At 64.1% G+C, this 20,858-nt stretch carries 26 protein-coding genes and 1 tRNA gene; 20 read left to right on the top strand and 7 right to left on the bottom strand.

All coding sequences use genetic code 11. The features are described from left to right. Positions 1 to 59 precede the first annotated feature (59 nt). Complete coding sequence (locus AC4FIJ_RS13715; protein WP_490337273.1) at positions 60 to 812, top strand: MFS transporter; 753 nt, start codon at positions 60 to 62, stop codon at positions 810 to 812. Between the two features lie 54 nt (positions 813 to 866). Here the strand turns inward: AC4FIJ_RS13715 and AC4FIJ_RS13710 are convergent, their stop codons facing one another. Beyond that, a complete protein-coding gene (locus tag AC4FIJ_RS13710) occupies positions 867 to 1,793 on the bottom strand; it encodes a LysR family transcriptional regulator (RefSeq protein ID WP_490337272.1) in 927 nt (308 codons plus the stop codon). Between the two features lie 129 nt (positions 1,794 to 1,922). Here AC4FIJ_RS13710 and AC4FIJ_RS13705 point away from each other — a divergent pair, with 129 nt between their 5' ends. Continuing rightward, on the top strand, positions 1,923 to 2,621 hold the full coding sequence (locus AC4FIJ_RS13705; protein ID WP_490337271.1) for a pirin family protein: 699 nt from the start codon (positions 1,923 to 1,925) through the stop codon (positions 2,619 to 2,621). 25 nt (positions 2,622 to 2,646) lie between these two features. Beyond that, entirely contained in the window at positions 2,647 to 3,081 is a 435-nt protein-coding gene (locus tag AC4FIJ_RS13700; RefSeq protein WP_490337270.1) for a DoxX family protein, read from the top strand. 168 nt (positions 3,082 to 3,249) lie between these two features. On the opposite strand, the gene AC4FIJ_RS13695 is transcribed toward AC4FIJ_RS13700, so the two are convergent. Next, the gene (locus tag AC4FIJ_RS13695; RefSeq protein ID WP_490337269.1) at positions 3,250 to 4,161 is read right to left on the bottom strand and encodes a LysR family transcriptional regulator; all 912 of its coding nucleotides are present in this window, start codon (positions 4,159 to 4,161) and stop codon (positions 3,250 to 3,252) included. A 119-nt stretch (positions 4,162 to 4,280) separates the two neighbouring features. Between AC4FIJ_RS13695 and AC4FIJ_RS13690 the strand changes: the two genes are divergently transcribed. Genes AC4FIJ_RS13690 through AC4FIJ_RS13680 form a run of 3 tightly spaced genes read left to right on the top strand, consistent with a single transcriptional unit; the run spans position 4,281 to position 5,961 of the window. Continuing rightward, positions 4,281 to 4,610, top strand: coding sequence for a nuclear transport factor 2 family protein (locus AC4FIJ_RS13690; RefSeq protein ID WP_490337268.1), 330 nt, complete (start codon positions 4,281 to 4,283; stop codon positions 4,608 to 4,610). Next, entirely contained in the window at positions 4,607 to 5,386 is a 780-nt protein-coding gene (locus tag AC4FIJ_RS13685; RefSeq protein ID WP_490337267.1) for an SDR family oxidoreductase, read from the top strand. The genes AC4FIJ_RS13690 and AC4FIJ_RS13685 overlap by 4 nt, the downstream gene beginning before the upstream one ends. A gap of 14 nt (positions 5,387 to 5,400) precedes the next feature. Continuing rightward, positions 5,401 to 5,961 carry a DNA-3-methyladenine glycosylase I gene (locus tag AC4FIJ_RS13680; RefSeq protein WP_490337266.1) on the top strand — a complete coding sequence of 187 codons (561 nt, stop codon included), beginning with the start codon at positions 5,401 to 5,403 and terminating at the stop codon, positions 5,959 to 5,961. Positions 5,962 to 6,175: 214 nt separating this feature from the next. Here AC4FIJ_RS13680 and AC4FIJ_RS13675 read toward each other — a convergent pair. The 4 genes from AC4FIJ_RS13675 to grxC all read right to left on the bottom strand — a co-directional run bounded on the left by AC4FIJ_RS13675 (position 6,176) and on the right by grxC (position 7,949). Next, a tRNA-Arg gene (locus AC4FIJ_RS13675) sits at positions 6,176 to 6,252 on the bottom strand. Between the two features lie 64 nt (positions 6,253 to 6,316). Beyond that, positions 6,317 to 6,814, bottom strand: coding sequence for a DUF1178 family protein (locus tag AC4FIJ_RS13670; protein WP_490337265.1), 498 nt, complete (start codon positions 6,812 to 6,814; stop codon positions 6,317 to 6,319). An 8-nt stretch (positions 6,815 to 6,822) separates the two neighbouring features. Next, complete coding sequence (locus tag AC4FIJ_RS13665) at positions 6,823 to 7,653, bottom strand: carbon-nitrogen hydrolase family protein (RefSeq protein WP_490337264.1); 831 nt, start codon at positions 7,651 to 7,653, stop codon at positions 6,823 to 6,825. A 20-nt stretch (positions 7,654 to 7,673) separates the two neighbouring features. Then, positions 7,674 to 7,949, bottom strand: a complete 276-nt coding sequence (gene grxC / locus AC4FIJ_RS13660) for a glutaredoxin 3 (protein ID WP_490337263.1) — start codon at positions 7,947 to 7,949, stop codon at positions 7,674 to 7,676. 208 nt (positions 7,950 to 8,157) lie between these two features. On the opposite strand from grxC, the gene AC4FIJ_RS13655 reads away from it, so the two are divergent. The 12 genes from AC4FIJ_RS13655 to AC4FIJ_RS13600 all read left to right on the top strand — a co-directional run bounded on the left by AC4FIJ_RS13655 (position 8,158) and on the right by AC4FIJ_RS13600 (position 17,389). Further along, positions 8,158 to 8,640: an Hsp20 family protein gene (locus AC4FIJ_RS13655; protein WP_490337262.1), complete on the top strand. Its 483-nt coding sequence runs from the start codon at positions 8,158 to 8,160 to the stop codon at positions 8,638 to 8,640. A 169-nt stretch (positions 8,641 to 8,809) separates the two neighbouring features. Next, complete coding sequence (gene purB / locus AC4FIJ_RS13650; RefSeq protein ID WP_490337261.1) at positions 8,810 to 10,120, top strand: adenylosuccinate lyase; 1,311 nt, start codon at positions 8,810 to 8,812, stop codon at positions 10,118 to 10,120. A 109-nt stretch (positions 10,121 to 10,229) separates the two neighbouring features. Beyond that, on the top strand, positions 10,230 to 10,568 hold the full coding sequence (locus AC4FIJ_RS13645; protein WP_490337260.1) for a LapA family protein: 339 nt from the start codon (positions 10,230 to 10,232) through the stop codon (positions 10,566 to 10,568). After that, positions 10,565 to 11,239, top strand: coding sequence for an orotidine-5'-phosphate decarboxylase (gene pyrF, locus AC4FIJ_RS13640; RefSeq protein WP_490337259.1), 675 nt, complete (start codon positions 10,565 to 10,567; stop codon positions 11,237 to 11,239). Before AC4FIJ_RS13645 ends, pyrF begins: the two co-directional genes overlap by 4 nt. Positions 11,240 to 11,388: 149 nt before the next feature. Beyond that, entirely contained in the window at positions 11,389 to 11,745 is a 357-nt protein-coding gene (locus tag AC4FIJ_RS13635; protein ID WP_490337258.1) for a hypothetical protein, read from the top strand. Further along, positions 11,742 to 12,260: a GNAT family N-acetyltransferase gene (locus AC4FIJ_RS13630; RefSeq protein ID WP_490337257.1), complete on the top strand. Its 519-nt coding sequence runs from the start codon at positions 11,742 to 11,744 to the stop codon at positions 12,258 to 12,260. Before AC4FIJ_RS13635 ends, AC4FIJ_RS13630 begins: the two co-directional genes overlap by 4 nt. 10 nt (positions 12,261 to 12,270) lie before the next feature. Next, on the top strand, positions 12,271 to 12,912 hold the full coding sequence (locus AC4FIJ_RS13625) for a phosphoribosylanthranilate isomerase (protein WP_490337256.1): 642 nt from the start codon (positions 12,271 to 12,273) through the stop codon (positions 12,910 to 12,912). 64 nt (positions 12,913 to 12,976) lie between these two features. Continuing rightward, entirely contained in the window at positions 12,977 to 14,224 is a 1,248-nt protein-coding gene (gene trpB / locus AC4FIJ_RS13620) for a tryptophan synthase subunit beta (RefSeq protein WP_490337255.1), read from the top strand. After that, complete coding sequence (locus AC4FIJ_RS13615) at positions 14,221 to 14,403, top strand: hypothetical protein (RefSeq protein WP_066843286.1); 183 nt, start codon at positions 14,221 to 14,223, stop codon at positions 14,401 to 14,403. Before trpB ends, AC4FIJ_RS13615 begins: the two co-directional genes overlap by 4 nt. After that, complete coding sequence (gene trpA, locus AC4FIJ_RS13610; protein ID WP_490337254.1) at positions 14,403 to 15,191, top strand: tryptophan synthase subunit alpha; 789 nt, start codon at positions 14,403 to 14,405, stop codon at positions 15,189 to 15,191. The genes AC4FIJ_RS13615 and trpA overlap by 1 nt, the downstream gene beginning before the upstream one ends. Then, entirely contained in the window at positions 15,191 to 16,042 is an 852-nt protein-coding gene (accD, locus tag AC4FIJ_RS13605; RefSeq protein WP_490337253.1) for an acetyl-CoA carboxylase, carboxyltransferase subunit beta, read from the top strand. The genes trpA and accD overlap by 1 nt, the downstream gene beginning before the upstream one ends. 21 nt (positions 16,043 to 16,063) lie before the next feature. Continuing rightward, positions 16,064 to 17,389: a bifunctional folylpolyglutamate synthase/dihydrofolate synthase gene (locus AC4FIJ_RS13600; RefSeq protein WP_490337252.1), complete on the top strand. Its 1,326-nt coding sequence runs from the start codon at positions 16,064 to 16,066 to the stop codon at positions 17,387 to 17,389. Here the strand turns inward: AC4FIJ_RS13600 and AC4FIJ_RS13595 are convergent. Further along, entirely contained in the window at positions 17,386 to 19,128 is a 1,743-nt protein-coding gene (locus AC4FIJ_RS13595) for an AmpG family muropeptide MFS transporter (protein ID WP_490337251.1), read from the bottom strand. The two genes, AC4FIJ_RS13600 and AC4FIJ_RS13595, sit on opposite strands and share 4 nt — an antisense overlap. 156 nt (positions 19,129 to 19,284) lie before the next feature. Between AC4FIJ_RS13595 and AC4FIJ_RS13590 the strand changes: the two genes are divergently transcribed. Together AC4FIJ_RS13590 and rsmD are read left to right on the top strand one after the other, a co-directional pair. Beyond that, positions 19,285 to 20,178 carry a pseudouridine synthase gene (locus AC4FIJ_RS13590; RefSeq protein ID WP_490337250.1) on the top strand — a complete coding sequence of 298 codons (894 nt, stop codon included), beginning with the start codon at positions 19,285 to 19,287 and terminating at the stop codon, positions 20,176 to 20,178. A gap of 50 nt (positions 20,179 to 20,228) precedes the next feature. Then, the gene (rsmD, locus tag AC4FIJ_RS13585; RefSeq protein ID WP_490337249.1) at positions 20,229 to 20,771 is read left to right on the top strand and encodes a 16S rRNA (guanine(966)-N(2))-methyltransferase RsmD; all 543 of its coding nucleotides are present in this window, start codon (positions 20,229 to 20,231) and stop codon (positions 20,769 to 20,771) included. Positions 20,772 to 20,858 lie beyond the last annotated feature (87 nt).

Here is a 20,858-nt window from a genome sequence, read left to right as displayed (position 1 = left end):
CAGATCAAGGCCCATCCACTTCGCTGCTGCGGCCTCATGAATAAACCGGGCTAGGCGCATTGGCGCTGCCAAGTCTCAGGTCCCGGATGAGTGGTAATACGATCAGCATCTGTGCATCCCTGCTGATGGCCGGGGCGCTTGTCGCATTATCACGAACGAACGGATTCGTTCTTGCGGCAATGGTGCTTCTGGTGGTCGGTCTCGCATGGATCGCCATGATGTCGATCCTGAACGGATCGGCGCAGGCCGGCTCTCCCGACTGGGTGAAGGCGCGGGCGCTGTCGGTCTATCTGCTGGTCTTTCAGGGGTCGATGGCCGGGGGATCGCTCCTGTGGGGCTGGACCGCCAGCCAGTTCGGCATTCCGATGGCGCTTGCGGTTTCAGGCTGCGGCCTGCTTGTCATCACTGTATTGGTCGCGCCCCTCTTCCGGCTGGAAGCGGCTCCCACGCTCGATCTCGCGCCCTCGCTTCATTGGCCCGACCCGCAGGTGGAAGGCGACCGGGACATCGACAGCGGTCCGGTTCTGGTCACAGTCGAATATTGGATCGATCCCGCCCGCATGGCGGAATTCATGGCCGCCATGCGCGCCATGAAACGCATTCGCCGCCGCGACGGGGCCATGCAATGGGGCCTCTACGAAGATGCTTCTCGCAAAGGCGTCGTGCTTGAAACATTTACGGTCGAAAGCTGGCTTGAGCACAAGCGTCAGCATCGTCGGATAACCAATGCGGACCGCGTCGAGCAGGACGTGGTCAGGGCGTTCCATCTGGATGACGAACCACCGCTCGTCCGCCATTTCATAGCCCCCTGATCCTCTGGCAGGAGCTCCGAAGGAGTGAGGCCGTCAAGGCTGCCCACCCGCCACTCAGACATCGGCCATTGCACCGGCTGGCGCGTCATGTTCTCCCGAAGCGACGATGTTGTCTACCAGCCATTTTGCGGCAGGGCCCGGCGGGCGGTCACCGCGCCAGATCGCGCGAAAGCGATAGGTGCCGCCGGGGTGGTCCGGCATCTGCAAATGCAGCAGCGTGCCGGCCACCAGATCCGCTTCGACCATCGGCCGCGGCATATTGCCCCAACCGATCCCCTCGCGCAGCAAGGCGTGTTTCGCGCCGAGGTCGCCAAGACGCCACGTGCGCGGACTGACGACGGAGAAATCGCGCCCCTCGGTCGCGCGCGACCGGTCGGTAAGGACAAGCTGCGTATGGTCGCGGGCGGCACCCGGCGGCAGCGGACTCTGCCGTGCCAGCGGGTGGTCAGGCGCCGCTACGGGGATCATGGTGACGAGGCCTGCGGGCAGGCCATCGATCCCCTCGACCCCTGCGGACAGGGGTCCGGACACGCCGATGATCGCTGAGCCGTCGAGCACATTGGCGGTCACGGCTCCCAGCGCTTCGACCTGAAGGCGCAGCGTCACCGTGGGAAAGCTCTCGGCAAAGACACGCAGGATCCGTGCCAGCCGGTCGGCCGGGAACATGACGTCGACAGCAAGGCCGACTTCGGCCTCCAGTCCGTCGAGCAGCCCCTTGGCCCGTGCCCGCAGATCGGCGACCTTGCCCGAAACCGCTCTTGCGTCGGCAAGGACGGCGTGGCCCGCCTCGGTCAAGACGGGTTTCTTCGTCCCCTCGCGGTCGAACAGGGTCAGCCCCAGCTGCGCCTCGAGATTTGCGATACCGTAGCTGATCACCGAGACGGCACGGTTCAAGCGGCGTGCGGCGGCGGCGAAACTGCCTTCCTCCACGATGCACTCGAAGATCCGCAACTGGTCCAGCGTGGGCGTTCCGGGCTCCATGGGTATAGGCTCGCTTTTCAGTTTTATCGAACGTTATCGTCTATTTTATCCCAGTTTTCGAGAAAGTCGAGTGCGCCTACATCGGTCCGGCAGCGGCAATCGGGCCGCGACAAGGAAAGGATCGATACGATGATCGAACTCCGTCCATTCGAAAGCCTGGGCTCGGCCAATCACGGCTGGCTCGATGCCCATCACCATTTCTCCTTCGCCGGTTACCACGATCCCGAAAGGGTACATTGGGGCGACCTTCGCGTCTGGAACGACGATACGATCGCGCCGGGCACCGGATTCCCCCCGCATCCGCATCGGGACATGGAAATCATCACCTATGTCCGCGAAGGAGCGATCACCCACGAGGACAACCTTGGCAACAAGGGCCGTACCGAAGCGGGCGACGTGCAGGTCATGTCCGCAGGATCGGGTGTCCGTCATTCGGAATACAACCGCGAGGACGTGACGACCCGCATCTTCCAGATCTGGATCATTCCGGAAAGCCAAGGCGGCGATCCGTTCTGGGGCGCAAAGCCCTTTCCCAAGGGCGATCGTTCCGGGCGTTTCGTGACGCTGGCGTCGGGCTTTGGCGACGATGCCGATGCGCTTCCCATCCGCTCACGCTCGCGTGTGCTGGGGGCGACGCTGAAGGCCGGCGAAAGCGTGACCTATCGGCTGGGCGACAAGCGCAGCGCCTATCTCGTCCCCGCGACGGGGCAGGTTCGGGTCGAGAACGTCACCGCAAAGGCCCGCGACGGCGTCGCCATCGCTCAGGTCGAAAGCTTTACCGTAACCGCCATCGAAGACAGCGAAATCGTGCTGGTCGATGCCGCCTGAGATTGAAGAGATAAGGAGACCTACAATGCAGAACATCGAAACCGTCCAGCCCGTCGCATCGCCTGTCACCGTCAGCGCTAGCGATAGCCTTGCCCTTGCCGCGCGCGTCCTGATCGCCGCCATCTTCGTGATCAGCGGGTTCGGCAAGCTGACGGATCCCGCAGGGACCGCCGGCTATGTCACAGCCATGGGCCTCCCGCTTCCCGAAGTGGCGACATGGATTGCCATAGCGGTTGAACTGGGCGCGGGCATCGCACTCGCCGTTGGGTACCATACCCGTTCGGCCGCGGCGATCCTTGCCGTCTTCAGCTTGGCGACTGCCGTGCTGTTTCACGCCGATATTGGCGATCAGAACCAGTTCATCCATTTCTTCAAGAACGTGGCTCTTGCCGGCGGGTTGCTGCAGGTTGCGGCATTCGGATCAGGTAGGCTGTCGGTAGATGCTGCATTTAGCCGCTGAACACAGAAATGTAGAAGATTGCGAAGGGCGGGACTTGGTCCCGCCCTTTTTCATTGCTTGATGAAAGCACGCTCGCTCAGTCCATTCAAAATGCTGTCGAAGGCTGAATGCTCGAAAGCTTGCAGCAAGCCGGTTCGAATTTGGGAAAGTCGGCTACGTCAGCGATAGCTACTTTCCCTTGCCAGCTTTTTTCGAGAACGTACGCGCGAGATCGATGAAGGCTTTAAACGCGGCGGAAGGATGACGCCTGCCCGGATAGTAGAGCGCCAAGGGGGCGAGCTGCGGGGTCCAGTCTTCGAGCACCATCTCCAGCCGCCCGGCGTCGAGATCATCGCGCACATCGGATTCCATGACATAGCCGATGCCCGCGCCTTCCAGCAGGGCGATGCGCGAAAGGCTCGCCTCGTCGAGCGTGATCGGGCCGGTGACGTCGATCTGGGTGGGCTGACCGTTCTTCTCGAACTGCCAGCGATATGGAGCGCCGTTGGGAAGCCGGATCCGGAGGCATGACTGGTGCAGCAGATCCGGTGGCACCAGCGGCTTACCGTGCGCCTGAAAATACGCCGGCGAGCCCACCACTACATTTCTTCGGCCCGGTCCCAAGGGCACGGCGATCATATCACTCGGCACCAGATCCCGGGCCCTAACGCCGAAGTCGAACCCCTCGGCGACGACGTCGACAAGTCGGCCTTCGGTGACCAGATCGATGTGAACCTGAGGATAGAGCTTCAGAAACTTCAGGATGAGCGGGGACAGGATTTCGCGTGCCGCCGTCGCGAAGGCGTTGATGCGCAATGTGCCCGAGGGTGTCTCCTGTTGCGAGCGCGCTGCGTTCATCGCATCGTGGATGTCCAGCAGCGCTGGCCCAACCCGTTCGACGAAGTCTCGTCCGGCATCTGTCAGCGAAACGCTGCGGGTGGTCCGATTGAAGAGGCGAACGCCAAGTTGCCGCTCCAGCTTGCTGATCGCGTTACTGAGAGCGGTCGTCGACATCTCGAGATCGAGTGCCGCGGCACGGAACGACCCTCGTCGGGCGATCGCAAGAACCGCATCGAGTTCGACCAAACCGTGCCTCTTCATTGTCCCTCAAATCGTGACGTTTCATCCTACTTTGTCCCGATTATCGGCGAGTTCGTCCATAGCTAAATTGTCTCCAACCGCGAACGACCAATCCGGTCACTCGCCAAAGGAGACGAGCGATGGCTATCGAGCTACCCAAACCGATTGCTGGCTACTTCGAAGCGGACAAATGCCTGAGCGCTGAGGCGATCGCCGCATGCTTTGCTCCGGCGGCTGTCGTCAGGGATGAGGGTCACACCTATGCCGGGCGCGACGCGATCCGCAGGTGGAAGGATCAGTCCTCAGCAAAGTACAACTACAGGGCGGAGCCATTCTTGATCGCTGAAGAAGGTGGGCGGATCGTCGTTGCCTGCCGCCTGGTCGGTGATTTCCCCGGCAGCCCCGTCGACTTAAGCTACTTCTTTGTCCTCGATGGCGAGGAGATCGCCGAGTTGGAGATCGTCCCATGATCCCGTTTGTCACCCTTACAGGTAAGTGCGCGCTGGTCACCTCCGGCACCCGCGGCGCGGGAGCGGCCACGGTGGCCTTGTTCGAGGAACTGGGCGCCCGTGTTCTGACGACGGCCCGGACCAAGCCCGAAAGCATGGCAGCCTCGAAGTTCGTTGCTGCCGATCTAACGCGAGCCGAAGATTGCGCGATCTTGGCCGAAGCCGTGCGTGAACGGTTGGGCGGCGTCGACATCATCGTCCATATGCTGGGCGGCTCATCGTCGCCAGCGGGAGGCCATGCGGCCTTGAGCGACGCACAATGGCAGCAGGAGCTCGATCTCAATCTGATGACTGCGGTCCGCCTCGACCGGGAGCTCGTTCCTGAGATGGTGGCGCGCGGCAGCGGCGTCGTGATCCATGTAAGCTCCATCCAGCGCGTGCTGCCCCTGCCAGAGACCACAACGGCCTACGCAGCTGCCAAAGCGGCGTTGTCGACCTACAGCAAGAGCCTCTCCAAGGAGGCTGCACCGAAGGGCGTGCGTGTAGTTAGCGTTGCGCCCGGCTGGATCGAAACTGAGGCGTCCGTAGACCTGGCGAAGCGGTTGGCGGCTGAGCACGGTGCCGATATCGAGGAAGGCAAGCAGATGATCATGGATTCGCTCGGCGGCATCCCGATCGGCAGGCCATCGAAGCCGGAGGAGGTGGCGAACCTGATCGCGTTTCTAGCGTCTGACCGGGCGGGCACGATCTCCGGCGCCGAATATTTGATCGACGGCGGTACCGTTCCGACTCTTTGATGAAAGACTGTGAGATGGCCAAAGAGCACCCACGATGCGCATGGGCCGAGGGCGATACCCTGATGGCCTCTTATCATGACGAGGAATGGGGCGTGCCGCAGCATGACTCGCGCATGCTATGGGAAATGTTGATGCTCGAAGGATTCCAAGCCGGCCTTGCCTGGATCACCGTTCTCAGAAAGCGGGAAGCATTCCGCAGGGCGTTCGCCGGGTTCGATCCCGCGATTGTTGCCAGCTTTGGCGAGAAGGATGTCGCGCGGTTGATGGCGGACCCTGGTATTGTCCGCGCTCAGCCAAAGATCAGGGCCACGATCGCAGGCGCGCGGATATATTGCGACATGGCCACGGGTGGCGAGAGCTTTGCCGACTTCTGCTGGTCATTCACCGATGGCAAACGTATCCTGGGCAGCGGCCGAGAATGGATCGCTAACTCGCCGCTGTCGGAGAGGATCTCTAAGGAGATGAAAAGCCGAGGGTTCAAATTTGTCGGGCCCACGATCGTGTATGCTTGGATGCAGGCGGTCGGCATCGTCAACGATCATGCCATCGACTGTTTCCGTCACAGCGAAGTCTGAACAGACGGCAGGTCTCAAGGACCTCCATCGACCGCCTGAATGTCGCTTTTGTCGGCGGCAGCTGTCCGACGATCGGCGCACTCGAATGTCCGCTTTCCGCCCAATCGCTTCTCAAAGCTGCCAGTCAGCAATCGGCCCAAAAGCTGTCAAAAGTGCCCATTATTGTCCGTTTGGGTAAACACGCAAATCGCAGAAATCTGCGGATCTTCGCGTATGGTGCGCCCGACAGGATTCGAACCTGTGGCCCCCAGATTAGGAATCTGATGCTCTATCCTGCTGAGCTACGGGCGCGCCGGGGGTTCGTTTAAGGTCGGTTCGTGAAAATGGCAATCGCCCAGCAAAACCCGGCGGCGTTTCAGTTGACCGCGTCGGGAGGCGCGACAGGGAACGGCAAGGCGGCGATTTCGACACCCTCCTCGATCAGCTGTTCGGCTTCCTCAATGCTGGTCTCGCCGTAGATCGCCCGCTTCTCGCTTTCGCCGTAATGCATCGAACGGGCCTCTTCGGCGAAATTGCCGCCGACCCATTTCGACTTTTCGAGCACCTTCCGCTGGATCTCGGCCATGGCGACCAGTGCGCGCTTCGCCTCGTCCGACAGGGGCGCAATCGTCGCAACGGCGCTGTCCTGACCGACTTCCACCGTCACCTCGCGCCGCACGGGCCGTGTTTCGACCTGCTGGTTCCCCTTGCGGCCCACGGCTGGCGCCATCAGGGCCTTTCCGACATCGCTGGATCCGCATTGCGGGCATAGCAGCAGGCCCTGCTCGCGCTGCCGCTCAAAATCGGCGGAGGAGCGAAACCAGGCCTCGAAGCGGGCATCATCCGCATGGCAGTGAAGATCGAAAACAATCATTACAAATGTCACTTAGTGATTGCGCGCCGGTTAGCAAGGCTGGGCAGCTGCGCACGTACGCTCTCTATGCGCCCAGGATCGATCTCTGCGAAACCCACGCCCGCGTCCTCGCCGCCCATGTCGAGCACGACTTCGCCCCATGGATCGACGACCAGCGAATGGCCATAGGTCTTGCGGCCATCCTCGTGCTCGCCAACCTGCGCCGCGGCGATCACATAGGCGCTGGCCTCTATCGCGCGGGCCCGCAACAGCACGTGCCAATGGGCCGCGCCGGTCGGCCGGGTGAAGGCGGCGGGGCATGCAATCGCGTCGCAGCGCGCATCGCCAAGCGCGGCCCACAAGGCGGGAAAACGCATGTCATAGCAGACCGCAAGGCCAAGGCGGCCGATCGGCGTTTGCGTGGTCACCACACGCTCGCCCGGCGCGAAACCGTTGGATTCGCGCCAGCTTTCGCCGCCGCCATCGCCGGTCAGATCGACGTCGAACATGTGTATCTTGTCATAGCGGGCCGCCACGGTGCCATCCGGCCCGACGACGAGCGAGCGGTTCGCCCAGCGGCTCTCGCCATCCTCGCGCCGAATCGCGAGTGAACCGAGCGCGACCCAGATGTCATGATCCTTGGCAGCATGGGCGATGGCCGAAAGAACTTCGCTCTCCCGCTCGGTCACGACATTTGCAGCCGCCCGCTGGCGGTTGCGGTCGAGCATGCCCGACATTTCGGGCGTGAAGAGCATCTCTGCCCCGCCCGACGCCGCCTCGGTCACGGCATCCAGCAGGCGATCCGTGTTGACGGCCGGATCGATGCCCGTGTTGGCCTGATATAATGCGATGCGGGTCATGTCCGCTCAGCAGCCTGACATCAGCGACCCAGCATCGGATCGAGCTTGCCCTCGCGCTCCAGCGCGGCGAGATCGTCGCTGCCGCCGATAGCCTTGTCGTCGATGAAGATCTGCGGAACGGTGCGTGCACCGGGCGCGCGTTCGCCCATTTCCTGCCGCTTGGCCCGGTCCATGGTGACGTCATACTCAGTGTAATCGACGTCCTTTTCTTTCAGCAACGCGATGGCGCGGTGGCAATAGGGGCAGCCGAACTGCGTGTAGATTTCCACCTTGGGCGTGGCAGTCTGATCGTTCATCAAAATTCCTTCTCACTTCGTGCGATCTTGTCGTTCGCGTGGATCGCGCCAGCACTTGAATAGCGAAGGCGGATTACCAGATATCAACGGCGGAAGGCCATGCCGGTTTCGGATGGCCGTCCGCTTCGTCTGGCAGGAAGTGCGGATGCCCGTTTTCGGGGTCCGCCGAAACCTGCCGCTGGATTGCTTCTGATGGAGGATTTGCAAGATGAACCGTTTCGATTTTACCCCCTATCGTCGGACCACCGTCGGCTTTGACCGGCTGTTCGATCTCCTTGAAAACAACGCACGCGCAGGTCAGGGCGACAATTACCCGCCCTTCAATATCGAGCGCAGCGGCGACGACGCCTATCGCATCACGCTGGCCGTCGCAGGCTTCAAGCCCGAGGATATCGACATCACGGCGCAGCAGAACATGCTGACCGTGCAGGGCCGTAAGGCGGACGACGGCGAAGAGCGCGAATATCTGCACGTCGGCATCGCCCAGCGCGGGTTCGAACGCCGCTTCGAACTGGCCGATTTCGTGCTGGTCAAGAACGCGCAGCTCGCCGACGGCCTGCTTGTCATCGACCTTGAGCGTGAAGTGCCCGAGGCGATGAAGCCGAAGAAGATCGCGATCAACAACGCCAAGAAGCTGAGCGTGATCGACGGCTCGGACAAGAATGACGAGACCGAGGAAAAGGCCGCCTGATCAGCGCTTTTCTTCGATGACAGGAGGCGCGGCCGGGCAACCGGTCGCGCCTTTTTTGTTCGGCCTTGCACGATGACGGCAGCGCGCCCCCTTGCCATTGCGGTCACTCCGGCCTAGCCGCGCGGGTCAAATCGCAACCCGCCGCAATCGCAGACCGGAGCCTTGACCCATGGTCCCACGTTACGCCCGCCCCGCCATGACCGCCATCTGGGAGCCGGAAGCGAAATATCGCATCTGGTTCGAACTGGAAGCGCACGCGACCGAGAAGCTGGGCGAACTTGGCGTGGTGCCGCCGTCTGCCGCCAAGGCCTTGTGGGACTGGTGGGCGACCGATCCGAAGATCGACGTCGAGGCGATCGACGCGATCGAGGCGGTGACCAAGCATGACGTGATCGCCTTTCTGACCTGGGTGGCGGAGAACGTCGGCGACGAAGCGCGTTTCATGCATCAGGGCATGACCAGCTCCGACGTGCTGGACACGACGCTGGCGGTGCAGCTTGACCGCGCCTCCGCGATTCTGCTGGAGGATCTCGACAGGCTTCTCGCCGCGATCAGGACGCGCGCGGAAGAGCACAAGTACACGCCCACCATCGGCCGCAGCCACGGCATCCACGCCGAACCGGTAACCTTTGGCCTCAAGATGGCCGAGGCCTATGCCGAGTTCAGCCGCTGCAGGGAGCGCCTTGAATTCGCGCGCAAGGAAATCGCCACCTGCGCGATTTCGGGCGCGGTCGGCACCTTTGCCAATATCGATCCCAGCGTCGAAGCCTATGTGGCCGAGAAGATGGGCCTTGCCGTTGAACCCGTGTCCACGCAGGTTATCCCGCGCGACCGCCACGCGATGTTCTTCGCCGTGCTGGGGGTCATCGCCTCGTCGATCGAGCGGCTGTCGGTCGAGGTGCGCCATCTGCAGCGCACCGAGGTGCTGGAGGCCGAGGAATATTTCTCGCCGGGCCAGAAGGGTTCGTCGGCGATGCCGCACAAGCGCAACCCGGTTCTTACCGAGAACCTCACCGGCCTTGCCCGCGTCGTCCGCGGCGCGGTCGTTCCGGCGATGGAGAACGTTGCGCTCTGGCACGAACGCGATATCTCGCACTCCTCGGTCGAGCGGTTCATCGGCCCCGATGCGACGATCACGCTGGATTTCGCTCTCGCCCGCCTGACCGGGGTGGTCGAAAAGCTGCTGGTCTATCCCGAGCGGATGCAGAAGAACCTCGACCGCATGGGCGGCCTTGTCCATTCGCAGCGCGTGCTGCTGGCACTGACGCAGGCGGGCGTAAGCCGCGAGGACGCCTATCGCCTTGTCCAGCGCAATGCGATGAAGGTCTGGGACAGCGACGGCGAACTTTCGCTGCTCGAACTGCTGAAGGCTGACGAGGAAGTGACTGCCGCGCTGACCCCGCAGCAGATTGAGGAAAAGTTCGACCTCGACTATCACTTCAAGCATGTCGACACGATCTTCGCGCGGGTCTTTTCCTGAAGGCTCGCCTGCGATCCGGGGATGTCGAGGCAGGGTGGCCAAGGGTCGTTTTCGCGCTTAGGATCAGTCGCGTGAAGGGTCTGCAAAACCGCGCCAGACGGGAGAATTCATGAAGATCATACGCAGCGTCCTGTGGGTCGTCATCATCGTGGCGCTAGCCCTGTTCACGGCCTTCAACTGGACGGCGGTCGACATCCGGATCTGGGAAGGCCTCGTGCTTGAAACGAAGCTGCCGGTCCTGATCCTCGTCGCATTTCTGCTGGGCTATGGCCCGATGTGGCTGACCCATCGCACCACGGTGTGGCGACTGAAGCGGCGCATCTCCTCGCTTGAGGCGTCGCAGCGTTCGCTGATCGCCAGTCAGACGCCTGCGGAACCGGCGTCCACCCGTCCGGTATCTGGCGGAACCGGCCTCGACAGCATTGACACCAAGGACGGCCGGCCATGAGCAATCCGGTTTACCTTGCGCTCGACCTGCCACAGATCGAGGCGGCGAAGGAGCTGGCCGGCAAGGTCCAGGGCCATATCGGCGGGCTGAAGCTGGGTCTCGAATTCTTCTGTGCGCACGGACACCACGGCGTGCACGAAATAGCGCAGCTTGGCCTCCCGATCTTCCTCGACCTGAAACTGCACGACATTCCCAACACGGTTGCAGGCGCAATGCAGGCCATCCACGTGCTCGAACCCGCCATCGTCACGATTCACGCGGGCGGTGGGCGCGCGATGATGGAGGATGCCAAGGCCGCCGCGGGCGAAAAGACCAAGGTCGTGGCGGTCACCATGCTGACCAGCCTCGACGAACGCGATCTGGCCGCTACCGGCGTGGACAGTACCGCTCACGACCAGGTGATGCGGCTTGCCGAACTGGCCGAAAAGGCGGGTCTCGACGGGATCGTCTGCTCCGGACAGGAAGTGGCCGCGGTCCACAAGCAGTGGAAGCAGGGCTATCTGGTCGTGCCGGGCCTGCGTCTTGGCGGAAGCGCGGTCGGTGACCAGAAGCGCGTGGTCACGCCGCGGCAGGCGCGCGACGACGGGGCCAGCGTCCTGGTGATCGGGCGCGAGATTTCCAAGGCGGAAGACCCGCTTGCCGCCGCCCGCGCGATTGAGGCGACGCTCTGATCCTGCTCGCCCCGATCCTCGCGCTGGCCGCTGCCGCGGCGCAGGCCGAACTGCCGCCCAAGACTAGCGTATTGGCCGGGCCGTCCGCGGGGTTTCAGCTGCCTGCGTGTTCGCGTTCTACCGCAGGGCCGGTCGAAGGCGGCTGGGAAGTGCGAAACGACGAAATCATCGCGATGGAACAGGCGCTGGCGCAATTGCTGCCCGCCCTCGCCGCGCGTGACGGCTATACGCCGGGGACCGAGAATCCCGATCCGCTGACCTATCGCCCGAACGATCCGCGCTGGCAGCGCGAAGTCTTCGGTATCACGCGTGGCGGCAAGCGCCTGATCTATGCCAATTTCGTGCCCGCCGACATCATGCCCGATCAGCGTCACATGCCGACGAATGTCTGCGATGGCGGTCCCGCCTTCTTCGGCGTGGAATTCGATCCTGCGGCGGGGCAGATCACCCATATCGCCTTCAACGGCGCGCTGGGCGGTCCGTTCTGGCCCGTCTACACGCCATGAATCTGCCCGAAAGCGTCACGCTCCGCCGCGCAGGACCGGACGACGCGGATGCATTGAAGCCTCTGATCGAAGGCGGCTATCGCGGGGGTTCCGCACGGCGCGGCTGGACGCATGAAGCCGACATCATCGAGGACGAGCGGATCGGCGCGGACGAACTGGCATGCATGCTTGACGATCCTTCGATCCATTTCCTGATCGCCGAGAGCGAGGGCCGCGCCATCGGCTGTATTGCCGTGACCGACAAGGGCGGCGCGCGCGCCTATTTCGGCCTGCTTTGCGTCGATCCCCCGTTTCAGAGCAGCGGTCTGGGTTCACGCCTGATACGCGCGGCGGAGGATCTGGCACGCGATCTTGGTGCCGAAGTGATGGATATCTCGGTGATCGAGGACCGTCGCGAGCTGATCGCCATGTATGAGCGCAAGGGCTATCGCGACACCGGCGAGCGCGAGCCCTTCCCCGCGCCCCAGCCGCGCCCCTTGTTCTTTCGCCTTTTCGAAAAGCGCCTGCGGGCCTAACAGGCCGTCCATGAGCAGCGCACAGATCAAGATTTGCGGCATCAACGATCCTGTCGCCATGGACGCGGTCATCGCCGCCCATGCGGATTACGCGGGGCTGGTGTTCTATCCTCCCTCGCCGCGCAATGTTGGCCTGCATGACGCGTCGCTGCTGGCAGAGCGATCGGGTTCGCAGATAAAGCGCGTGGGACTGTTCGTCGATGCCGACGATGGCTCGATCGGCGATGCCGTATCGGCGGGGCGTCTCGATGCCTTGCAGCTTCATGGATCGGAATCGTCGGCCCGCGCTGCGGAATTGCGCGCAAGGTTCGGCCTGCCGGTGTGGAAGGCGATTGCGGTCGCGGGTCCGGGCGATGTCGAACGGGCAAGCCAATATGCGGGTGCGGCGGACCTGATCCTGTTCGATGCCAAGACGCCCAAGGGCACGCTGCCGGGCGGAATGGGGCTGTCGTTCGACTGGTCGCTGCTGGTGGCCTATCGCGGTGCGCTGCCGTGGGGCCTTGCGGGCGGGATCAGCGCTGCGAATGTCGCGGACGCGGTCCGGCAGACGGGCGCGCCGCTGGTCGACGTATCTTCGGGCGTCGAGAGCGAACCGGGCGTCAAGGACCCGGACCGCATCGCCGCTTTCGCCAGGGCTGTGCGCGGCGGCTGAAACCGGGCACCATTGCCCCCGCGGGCGCTGGACAAGCCCCGCCCTCTCTGCCAATCGCGGGGCCATGAACGACACGGCAATTCCGACGCGGCCCAACAGCTTTGCGAACCAGCCCGACGAACGCGGTCATTTCGGCCAGTTCGGCGGTCGCTATGTGTCCGAAACGCTGATGCCGCTGATCCTCGATCTGGAGCGCGAATATCGCGCGGCCAAGCAGGACCCGGCCTTTCACGAACAGTTCGAGGATCTGCTCGAACATTACGTGGGCCGTCCCAGCCCGCTCTATTATGCGGAGCGGCTGACCGAGGAACTGCGCAAGGACGCGCCCGCCGGAAAAGGCGCGCAGGTCTGGTTCAAGCGCGACGAGTTGAACCATACCGGCGCGCACAAGATTAACAATTGCATCGGCCAGATCCTGCTGGCGATCCGCATGGGCAAGACCCGCATCATCGCGGAGACCGGCGCGGGTCAGCACGGCGTGGCGACCGCCACCGTATGCGCGCGTTTCGGCCTGCCTTGCGTGATCTACATGGGCGCCACCGATGTAGAGCGGCAGCAGCCCAACGTGTTCCGCATGAAGCTGCTGGGCGCCGAAGTGGTGCCGGTCAAGGCAGGCGCGGCGACGCTGAAGGACGCCATGAACGAGGCGCTGCGCGACTGGGTCGCCAATGTGCATGACACGTTCTATATCATCGGCACGGCGGCCGGTCCGCATCCCTATCCGGAACTGGTCCGCGATTTCCAGTCGGTGATCGGGCGCGAGGCTCGCGCACAGATGCTGGACCGCGTGGGACGCCTGCCCGACATCTGCGTCGCGGCGATCGGCGGCGGTTCCAACGCGATCGGCCTGTTCCACCCCTTCCTCGACGACAAGGACGTCGCGCTGCTGGGCGTGGAAGCCGCGGGCTATGGGCTGGACAAGGAACATGCCGCATCGCTGGCGGGTGGCGCGCCGGGTATCCTGCATGGCAACAAGACCTATCTGCTGCAGGACGAGGACGGCCAGATTACCGAGGGTCATTCGATCAGCGCGGGCCTCGACTATCCCGGCATCGGGCCGGAGCATGCGTGGCTGCGTGATATCGGCCGGGTCGAATATACCAGCGCGACCGACAGGGATGCGCTCGACGCCTTCCAGCTTCTGTGCCGGACCGAGGGGATCATCCCTGCGCTCGAACCCAGCCATGCGATTGCCGCAGTGGTGAAACGCGCAATGGACATGGACGCGGACCAGATCGTCCTCGCCAATCTGTGCGGGCGCGGCGACAAGGACATCTTCACCGTCGCCAAGGCGCTGGGGGTCGATATATGAACCTCGTCGCGAGGGTCGGGACCGATTTTGCCCTGTTCTTCACGTCGCTGATCGGGGCCATATTGCTGACGAGGTATATACTGGACCGCGTGATCGCCGTCTCGCTGACCGATCTGATCGAGGCTGCGATCGCGGCGCTGATCATCGCGCTGGGCCGGACACTGCTCGGGAAGAATTGATGAGCCGTTTCGAAGACACTTTTGCAAAGCCGCGCCCCGCGCTCGTCTGCTTCATCACGGCGGGTGACGGCGATACGGCGGCCAATCTCGACGCGCTGGTCGAAGGCGGCGCCGATGTGATCGAACTGGGCATGCCCTTCACCGATCCGATGGCGGATGGTCCGGCGATCCAGCTGGCGAATTTGCGCGCCTTGGGTGCGGGCACCCGGACCGCCGACGTGCTGGCGATTGCGCGCGATTTCCGCGCACGGCATCCCGATATCCCGCTGGTGCTGATGGGCTATGCCAATCCGATGGTTCGGCGCGGGGCGGACTGGTTCGCGCGCGAGGCCAAGGCCGCGGGAGTCGATGGCGTGATCTGTGTCGACATCCCGCCCGAAGAGGACGATTCGCTAGGCACCGCACTGCGCGCCGAGGGGCTGGCCCCTATCCGGCTGGCGACGCCGACCAGCGATGCCAAGCGCCTGCCCGCCATTCTAGATGGCGCGGGCGGGTTCCTCTATTACGTGTCGGTTGCGGGGATCACGGGCCTGCAGCAGGCCGCGCAGGCCAGCATCGACGATGCGGTTGCGCGCCTGAAAGCCGCGACCGATCTGCCGGTCTGCGTGGGTTTCGGCGTGCGCACGCCCGAACAGGCGGGAGAGATCGCGCGCGTGGCCGATGGCGTGGTTGTCGGCTCCGCGCTGGTTGATCTTGTGGCCAAACATGGCCACGACGCGCCCACCCATATTCGTGAACTGACCGCCGCGCTGGCCGACGCCGTGCACGCGGCGAGGGAGACCGTCTGATGAGCTGGCTGAATGAAGTCCGCAAGCGCCTGCCCTTCGTGGCCAAGCGCGACACGCCCGACAATCTTTGGCGCAAGTGCCCCGGTTGCGGCGAGATGCTGTTCGTCAAGGAATACGAGGACAATCTGTGGGTCTGCCCCCGCTGCGAGCATCACGGCCGCATCGGTGCGGATACCCGCCTTGGGCAGGTTATGGACGCGGGCTACACCGTGCTTCCCGCACCGAAGGTCAAGGAAGACCCGCTGAAATTCCGCGATACCAAGAAATACACTGAGCGACTGCGCACGGCCCGCTCCGGCGCGCCGCATCCCGATGCGCTGACCACGGCTGATGGAACGATCGATGGACGCAGGGCCGTCGTGGGCGTGCAGGACTTCGGTTTCATGGGCGGATCGATGGGCATGGCCGTGGGCGATGCGTTCGTCGCCGGTGTCGATCATGCGGTGAAGACCGGCTGCCCCTATGTGATCTTTACCGCGGCGGGCGGCGCGCGCATGCAGGAAGGCATCTTGTCGCTGATGCAGATGCCCCGCACGACGGTCGCGATCCGGCGGCTGCATGATGCGGGCCTGCCCTATATCGTGGTGCTGACCGATCCGACCACCGGCGGTGTCACCGCCAGCTATGCGATGCTGGGCGATGTGCAGATTGCCGAGCCCAATGCGCTGATCGGCTTTGCCGGACAGCGGGTGATCCAGGACACGATCCGCGAGCAGCTGCCCGAAGGTTTCCAGCGGTCCGAATATCTGCACGAACACGGCATGCTCGACATGGTCGTGCCGCGCGGCGAGATCCGCGAGACGCTTGCCCGGACCATCGACTACCTGATGACCGCCCGGCAGGCGGCCTGAACCCGGCAGCCCAAGCCGACGATGCGCGACTTCGCCGTGTCCGACGATCCGCGCGTCCAGGCGCAGCTCGACCGGCTTGAGGCGCTGTCGGTACCGCAGGGGCGGCTGGGACTGGACGCGATCCGCGCCCTGCTGGACAGGCTGGGCAATCCGCATCGCGCGATGCCGCCCGTGTTTCACATCGCAGGCACTAACGGCAAAGGATCGACCAGCGCCTTCCTGCGCTACATGCTGGAGGCAGACGGCAAGCGGGTTCATCAGTTCACCAGCCCGCATCTGGTGCGTTATAACGAGCGGATACGCCTTGCCAGCGAGCTGATTTCGGACGCGGCACTGGCCGAGCTATTGGCCGAAGTCATCGACGCGGGCGAGGATGTCGGCGCAAGCTTCTTCGAGGTCACCACGGCCGCCGCCTTCCTTGCCTTTAGCCGCACGCCTGCCGATGCCTGCGTGATCGAGGTGGGCCTTGGCGGACGGTTCGACGCCTCCAACGTGCTGGAGCATCCGGCGGTCTGCGGTATCGCCACGCTGGGCATGGATCACGAACGTTTTCTGCTTGCACCCGACGACAGTGCACCGGCGCATCCGATGGCCCGCATCGCGTTCGAAAAGGCGGGCATTGCCAAACCGGGCGTTCCCCTGGTGACGCAGGCCTACGGACCACAGGCGGAAGACGCGATCGCAGCGGTGGCCGCCAACAAGGGATGTCCGCTGCACATGCGCGGCATCGATTGGCACGCGCAGGTGGCAGCCGGCAGTATCGAATACCGCGACCGGCATGGCGTGCTGACCCTGCCGCTGCCAGCCCTGCCCGGGGTGCATCAGGCCGACAATGCAGCGCTGGCGGTCGCGATGCTGCGACATCAGGATATTGTCAGCGTCAACCGCGCCGCGCTTGCGCAGGGGATTGTGGAGGCACGCTGGCCCGCGCGGTTGCAATATCTGTCCGAGGGTCCGCTGACGGCCATGGTCGCGCCTGCCCGTGTCCTGCTGGACGGCGGGCATAATCCCGACGCGGCGCGCGTGCTTGCCGCCTATCTGGCTGCCCTGGACGACAAGCCCCATGCAATCTGCGCGATGCTGGACAACAAGGATGCGCGCGGTTTCCTGACGCCGCTCGCGCCGTACCTTGCCAGCCTGACGCCAGTGCCGATCCCCGGCCATGCGTTCCATGCGCCCGAATATCTGGCGCAGGTCGCTGGCGAACTGGGAATTGCGGCGCATGTCGCATCCTCGGTCGAGGATGCCCTGGCCCGCCTGTCCGGTCGCAATAAACCGGTGCTGATCTGCGGTTCGCTCTATCTTGCCGGCACGGTGCTGCGCGCCAATCGCGAACTGCCGGACTAGCTGACCAGCTCCGGCGCGACCACGCCCGCGCGGCGCCCCAGACGCGCCTGCCGCACCCATTCGACAACGCAGGCCACCACCGCGATCATGCCCAGCGCGGTCGTGAGGATGAAGACCGGGTAATAACCGTCCTGGTCGATCATCTGCCCCAGCGCCCCGCGGCCCAGCGTGCCGATCAGGAAGGTGAGCGATGACAGCAGCGCATATTGCACCGCCGAATAGCCCTTGGCCGTGATCGAAGACAGATAGGCCACCAGCGCCGCCCCGGCGAGACCGCCCGCCACGTTCTCACCCGCAATCGCCATCATCAGCTTCGCCAGACGCAGATCGCCGCCGAGCCATTCGACAAGCGTCGTGAACCCGGTGAAGTTCGACACCAGCTCCATGTAATAGCCGCCCAGCGCCAGATCGGCATAGAGCAGGTTCGACAAGGCCGCCGTCAGCGCGCCGATGAACAGCACCGCCATCCGCCCGATAAAGCCGAACAGCGCGCCGCCCAGCATGATGCCGAACATCAGCGCGCCCACGCCAAACCCCTTGGACGCGATGGCCACTTCGTCCTTGGTGTACTGCAGTTCGCCCAGATAGAACGGATAGGCAAAGCTGCCCCAGACGGTGTCGGTGAACCGGTAGGACAGCACCAAAGTCAGCACGATGATGACCGCCCAGCCCAAGCGCCCCACAAATTCAGTCAGCGGCAAGATCAGCGCGCGGTATCCATGGTCGACGAATCCGTCCACCGGTCCGCTCTTCGCGGCGATGTCCGTCAGCGTATAGCGCCCCTTGCGGCGCCAGTTTTCCAGCACTGCGGCGATAATCACCGGCACGACGACCGTGGCGATGACGATGATCGGCCCCATGCCCGTAATGAATTCGACCGAATCGGGCCGCGATTCCGGATCGGAACTGAGCGAGCGGAACATGAAGACGCCAACCGTGACCAGCGCCCAGCCCCACAGCACGCCCACGATCGCCAGCGCCCAGCCGCGAATGCGCGGTTCAAGCTGACCGGGATTGCGCAATTCGCGCAGCGCCTCGTCATCGGCGGCGATGGACGCGACCGTCTGGTCGGGTTCGGGCGCAAAGATGGCTGCGACGGCAATCGCCATCATGATGCCGCCCATGATCGCATAGACAGTCGGCCAGTCGGTCCGGTCCGCGATCACCAGCGCGAGCGCGCCGCCGACCAGCACCGCCGTCCGCCAGCCGAGCTGATACACGGTCGACAGAATGTCGATGGTCGCCTGCTCGTCCGCGACATCGACGCGCCATGCGTCCATCACCACGTCCTGCGTGGCGCCCGCAAAGGCGCCGATCGCCGCCATCAGCGACAGCAGGCCGATCGCGCCCGCCGGATCGAGGCGCGAGACGACCAGCAGCACGCCGCCCAGCAGGAACTGCGCGGTCACGATCCATTGCTTGCGATGGCCCAGCCGCTTGATCCCGGGCAGATCGACCTGGTCCAGTACCGGCGACCACAGGAACTTGAAGCTGTAGGCAAGCCCGATAAGCGAGAACACGCCCATCGTCTCGAGGTTGATCGACGTATCGCTCATCCACGCGTAAAGCGTTGAAAGCAAAAGCGTATAAGGCAGGCCCGAGGCAAAGCCGAACAGCAGCATATAGGCCGTCTTGCGGTTCTTCAGCGCAGCGAGCAGCGCGCGCCATCCCGGCTTCTTCTTGGCCGGCGGCGCCTTGGCCGGTTCGCCGGAATCCTCGGTTACGGGCGTGCTGCTCATCCGCTCTCCTTGCATTGGCGTGGGGTTTAGGACGCATGATCGGCAAGGTGCAATCGCCGGCCGCCCGTTGTCACCCGACTTGCGCGAGGCTGCGCGATGGCGCATGGCGCGGCCCTGAACGGACTTGGCCATTCACACAATCACAGGCGAACCGAATTGACCGGCGACAGACGCCCCCCATCGCGAAACGACCGTTCCGGTCAAGGCCGTGCGAGCGGCAGGCCGGGCGCGCGCCGCACATCGGGCAAGCCCGGTAGTGGCCGCCCGAAAGGACCGACCGCGCCTTCGCCCGATCTGCCGAAGCGCGATGGCGACCGGATCGCCAAGCTGCTCGCCCGCGCAGGGCTTGCATCGCGGCGCGAGATCGAGCGGATGATCGCCGATGGGCGCGTCGCCATCGACGGCAAGGTGCTGGATACGCCCGCGACAGTATTGACCAGCCTGAAGGGCGTCACCGTCGACGGCAAGCCGGTCGCCGCGGCGGAGCAGGCGCGCCTGTTCCGGTTCCACAAGCCGCAGGGCCTGCTGACGGCAGAGCGCGATCCCGCCGGGCGGCCGACCATCTATACCGCGCTGCGCAATGCGCTGCCGGCCAATGCGCCGCGCCTGATGCCGGTCGGCAGGCTCGACCTCAACACCGAGGGGTTGCTGCTGATGACCAATGACGGCGAGTTGAAGCGCGCGCTGGAGCTGCCATCGACCGGGATTCCGCGCACCTATCGCGCGCGCACTTTCGGCGACATCACGCAGGCGCAGCTTGAGGACTTGATGGACGGGATCGAGATCGACGGCGTCCGCTATGGCCAGATCGACGCCAATATGGAGCGACGCACGGGCCGCAACCAGTGGATCGAGATGACGCTGACCGAGGGCAAGAACCGCGAAGTCCGCCGCGTGCTGGAACATCTCGGGCTGAAGGTATCGCGCCTGCTGCGCTTGGCCTATGGCCCGTTCGCCCTTGGCGATCTGCCGCGCGGACAGGCGGCTGAAGTGCCGCAAAAGGATGTCGAAAGACTGCGCAAGGGTCTTAAGGCGGAGTCGTCGTCTTGAAACCGGGCGGCGGAAAATCGGGCGCAGCAAAACCGGGCAAGGCTTCAGGATTGCGCATCATCGCGGGCGAATGGCGGGGCCGCCGCCTTGTCGCGCCCGAAGGCGATGCGACGCGTCCCACCGCCGACCGTACGCGCGAGGCGCTGTTCTCGATGCTGGTCAGCCGCCTCGGCAGTTTCGAGGGCCTGTTCGTCGCGGATCTGTTCGCCGGTTCAGGCGCGCTGGGGCTTGAGGCTTTGTCACGCGGAGCCGGGCGCGTACTGTTTGTCGAACAGGATGCGGCCGCATTGCGTGCACTTTGCAGCAATATCGCTGCGTTGGGGGCGCAGGCGCGCTGCGACGTTCGCGCCGGGTCCGTCCTTTCGCTGTCGCAGACTTCGACCCCGCCCGATCTGATCTTGATGGATCCGCCCTATGGCACCGGGGCAGGCGCTGTTGCACTCGATCGGCTGGACAGGCTGGGATGGGTGGAAAGCGCGACCTGGATCAGCATCGAGACGGCGCGAGACGAGGATATATCGGTCAAGGGTTTCGAAAGCGAAACCGTGCGCGACTGCGGCAAGGCGCGGCTGCATATCTTGCGGAAGATCTAGGGCGGGATGCAAAAAAGGATGGCCGCGCGAAAAGCGGACCATCCTTCTCCCCCGTTCGGTTGGCCCGCGTATCCACGCAGGCCGAGC

The organism is Croceicoccus sp., assembly GCF_983967925.1.
This window is presented reverse-complemented; position numbering and strand designations above follow the sequence as displayed.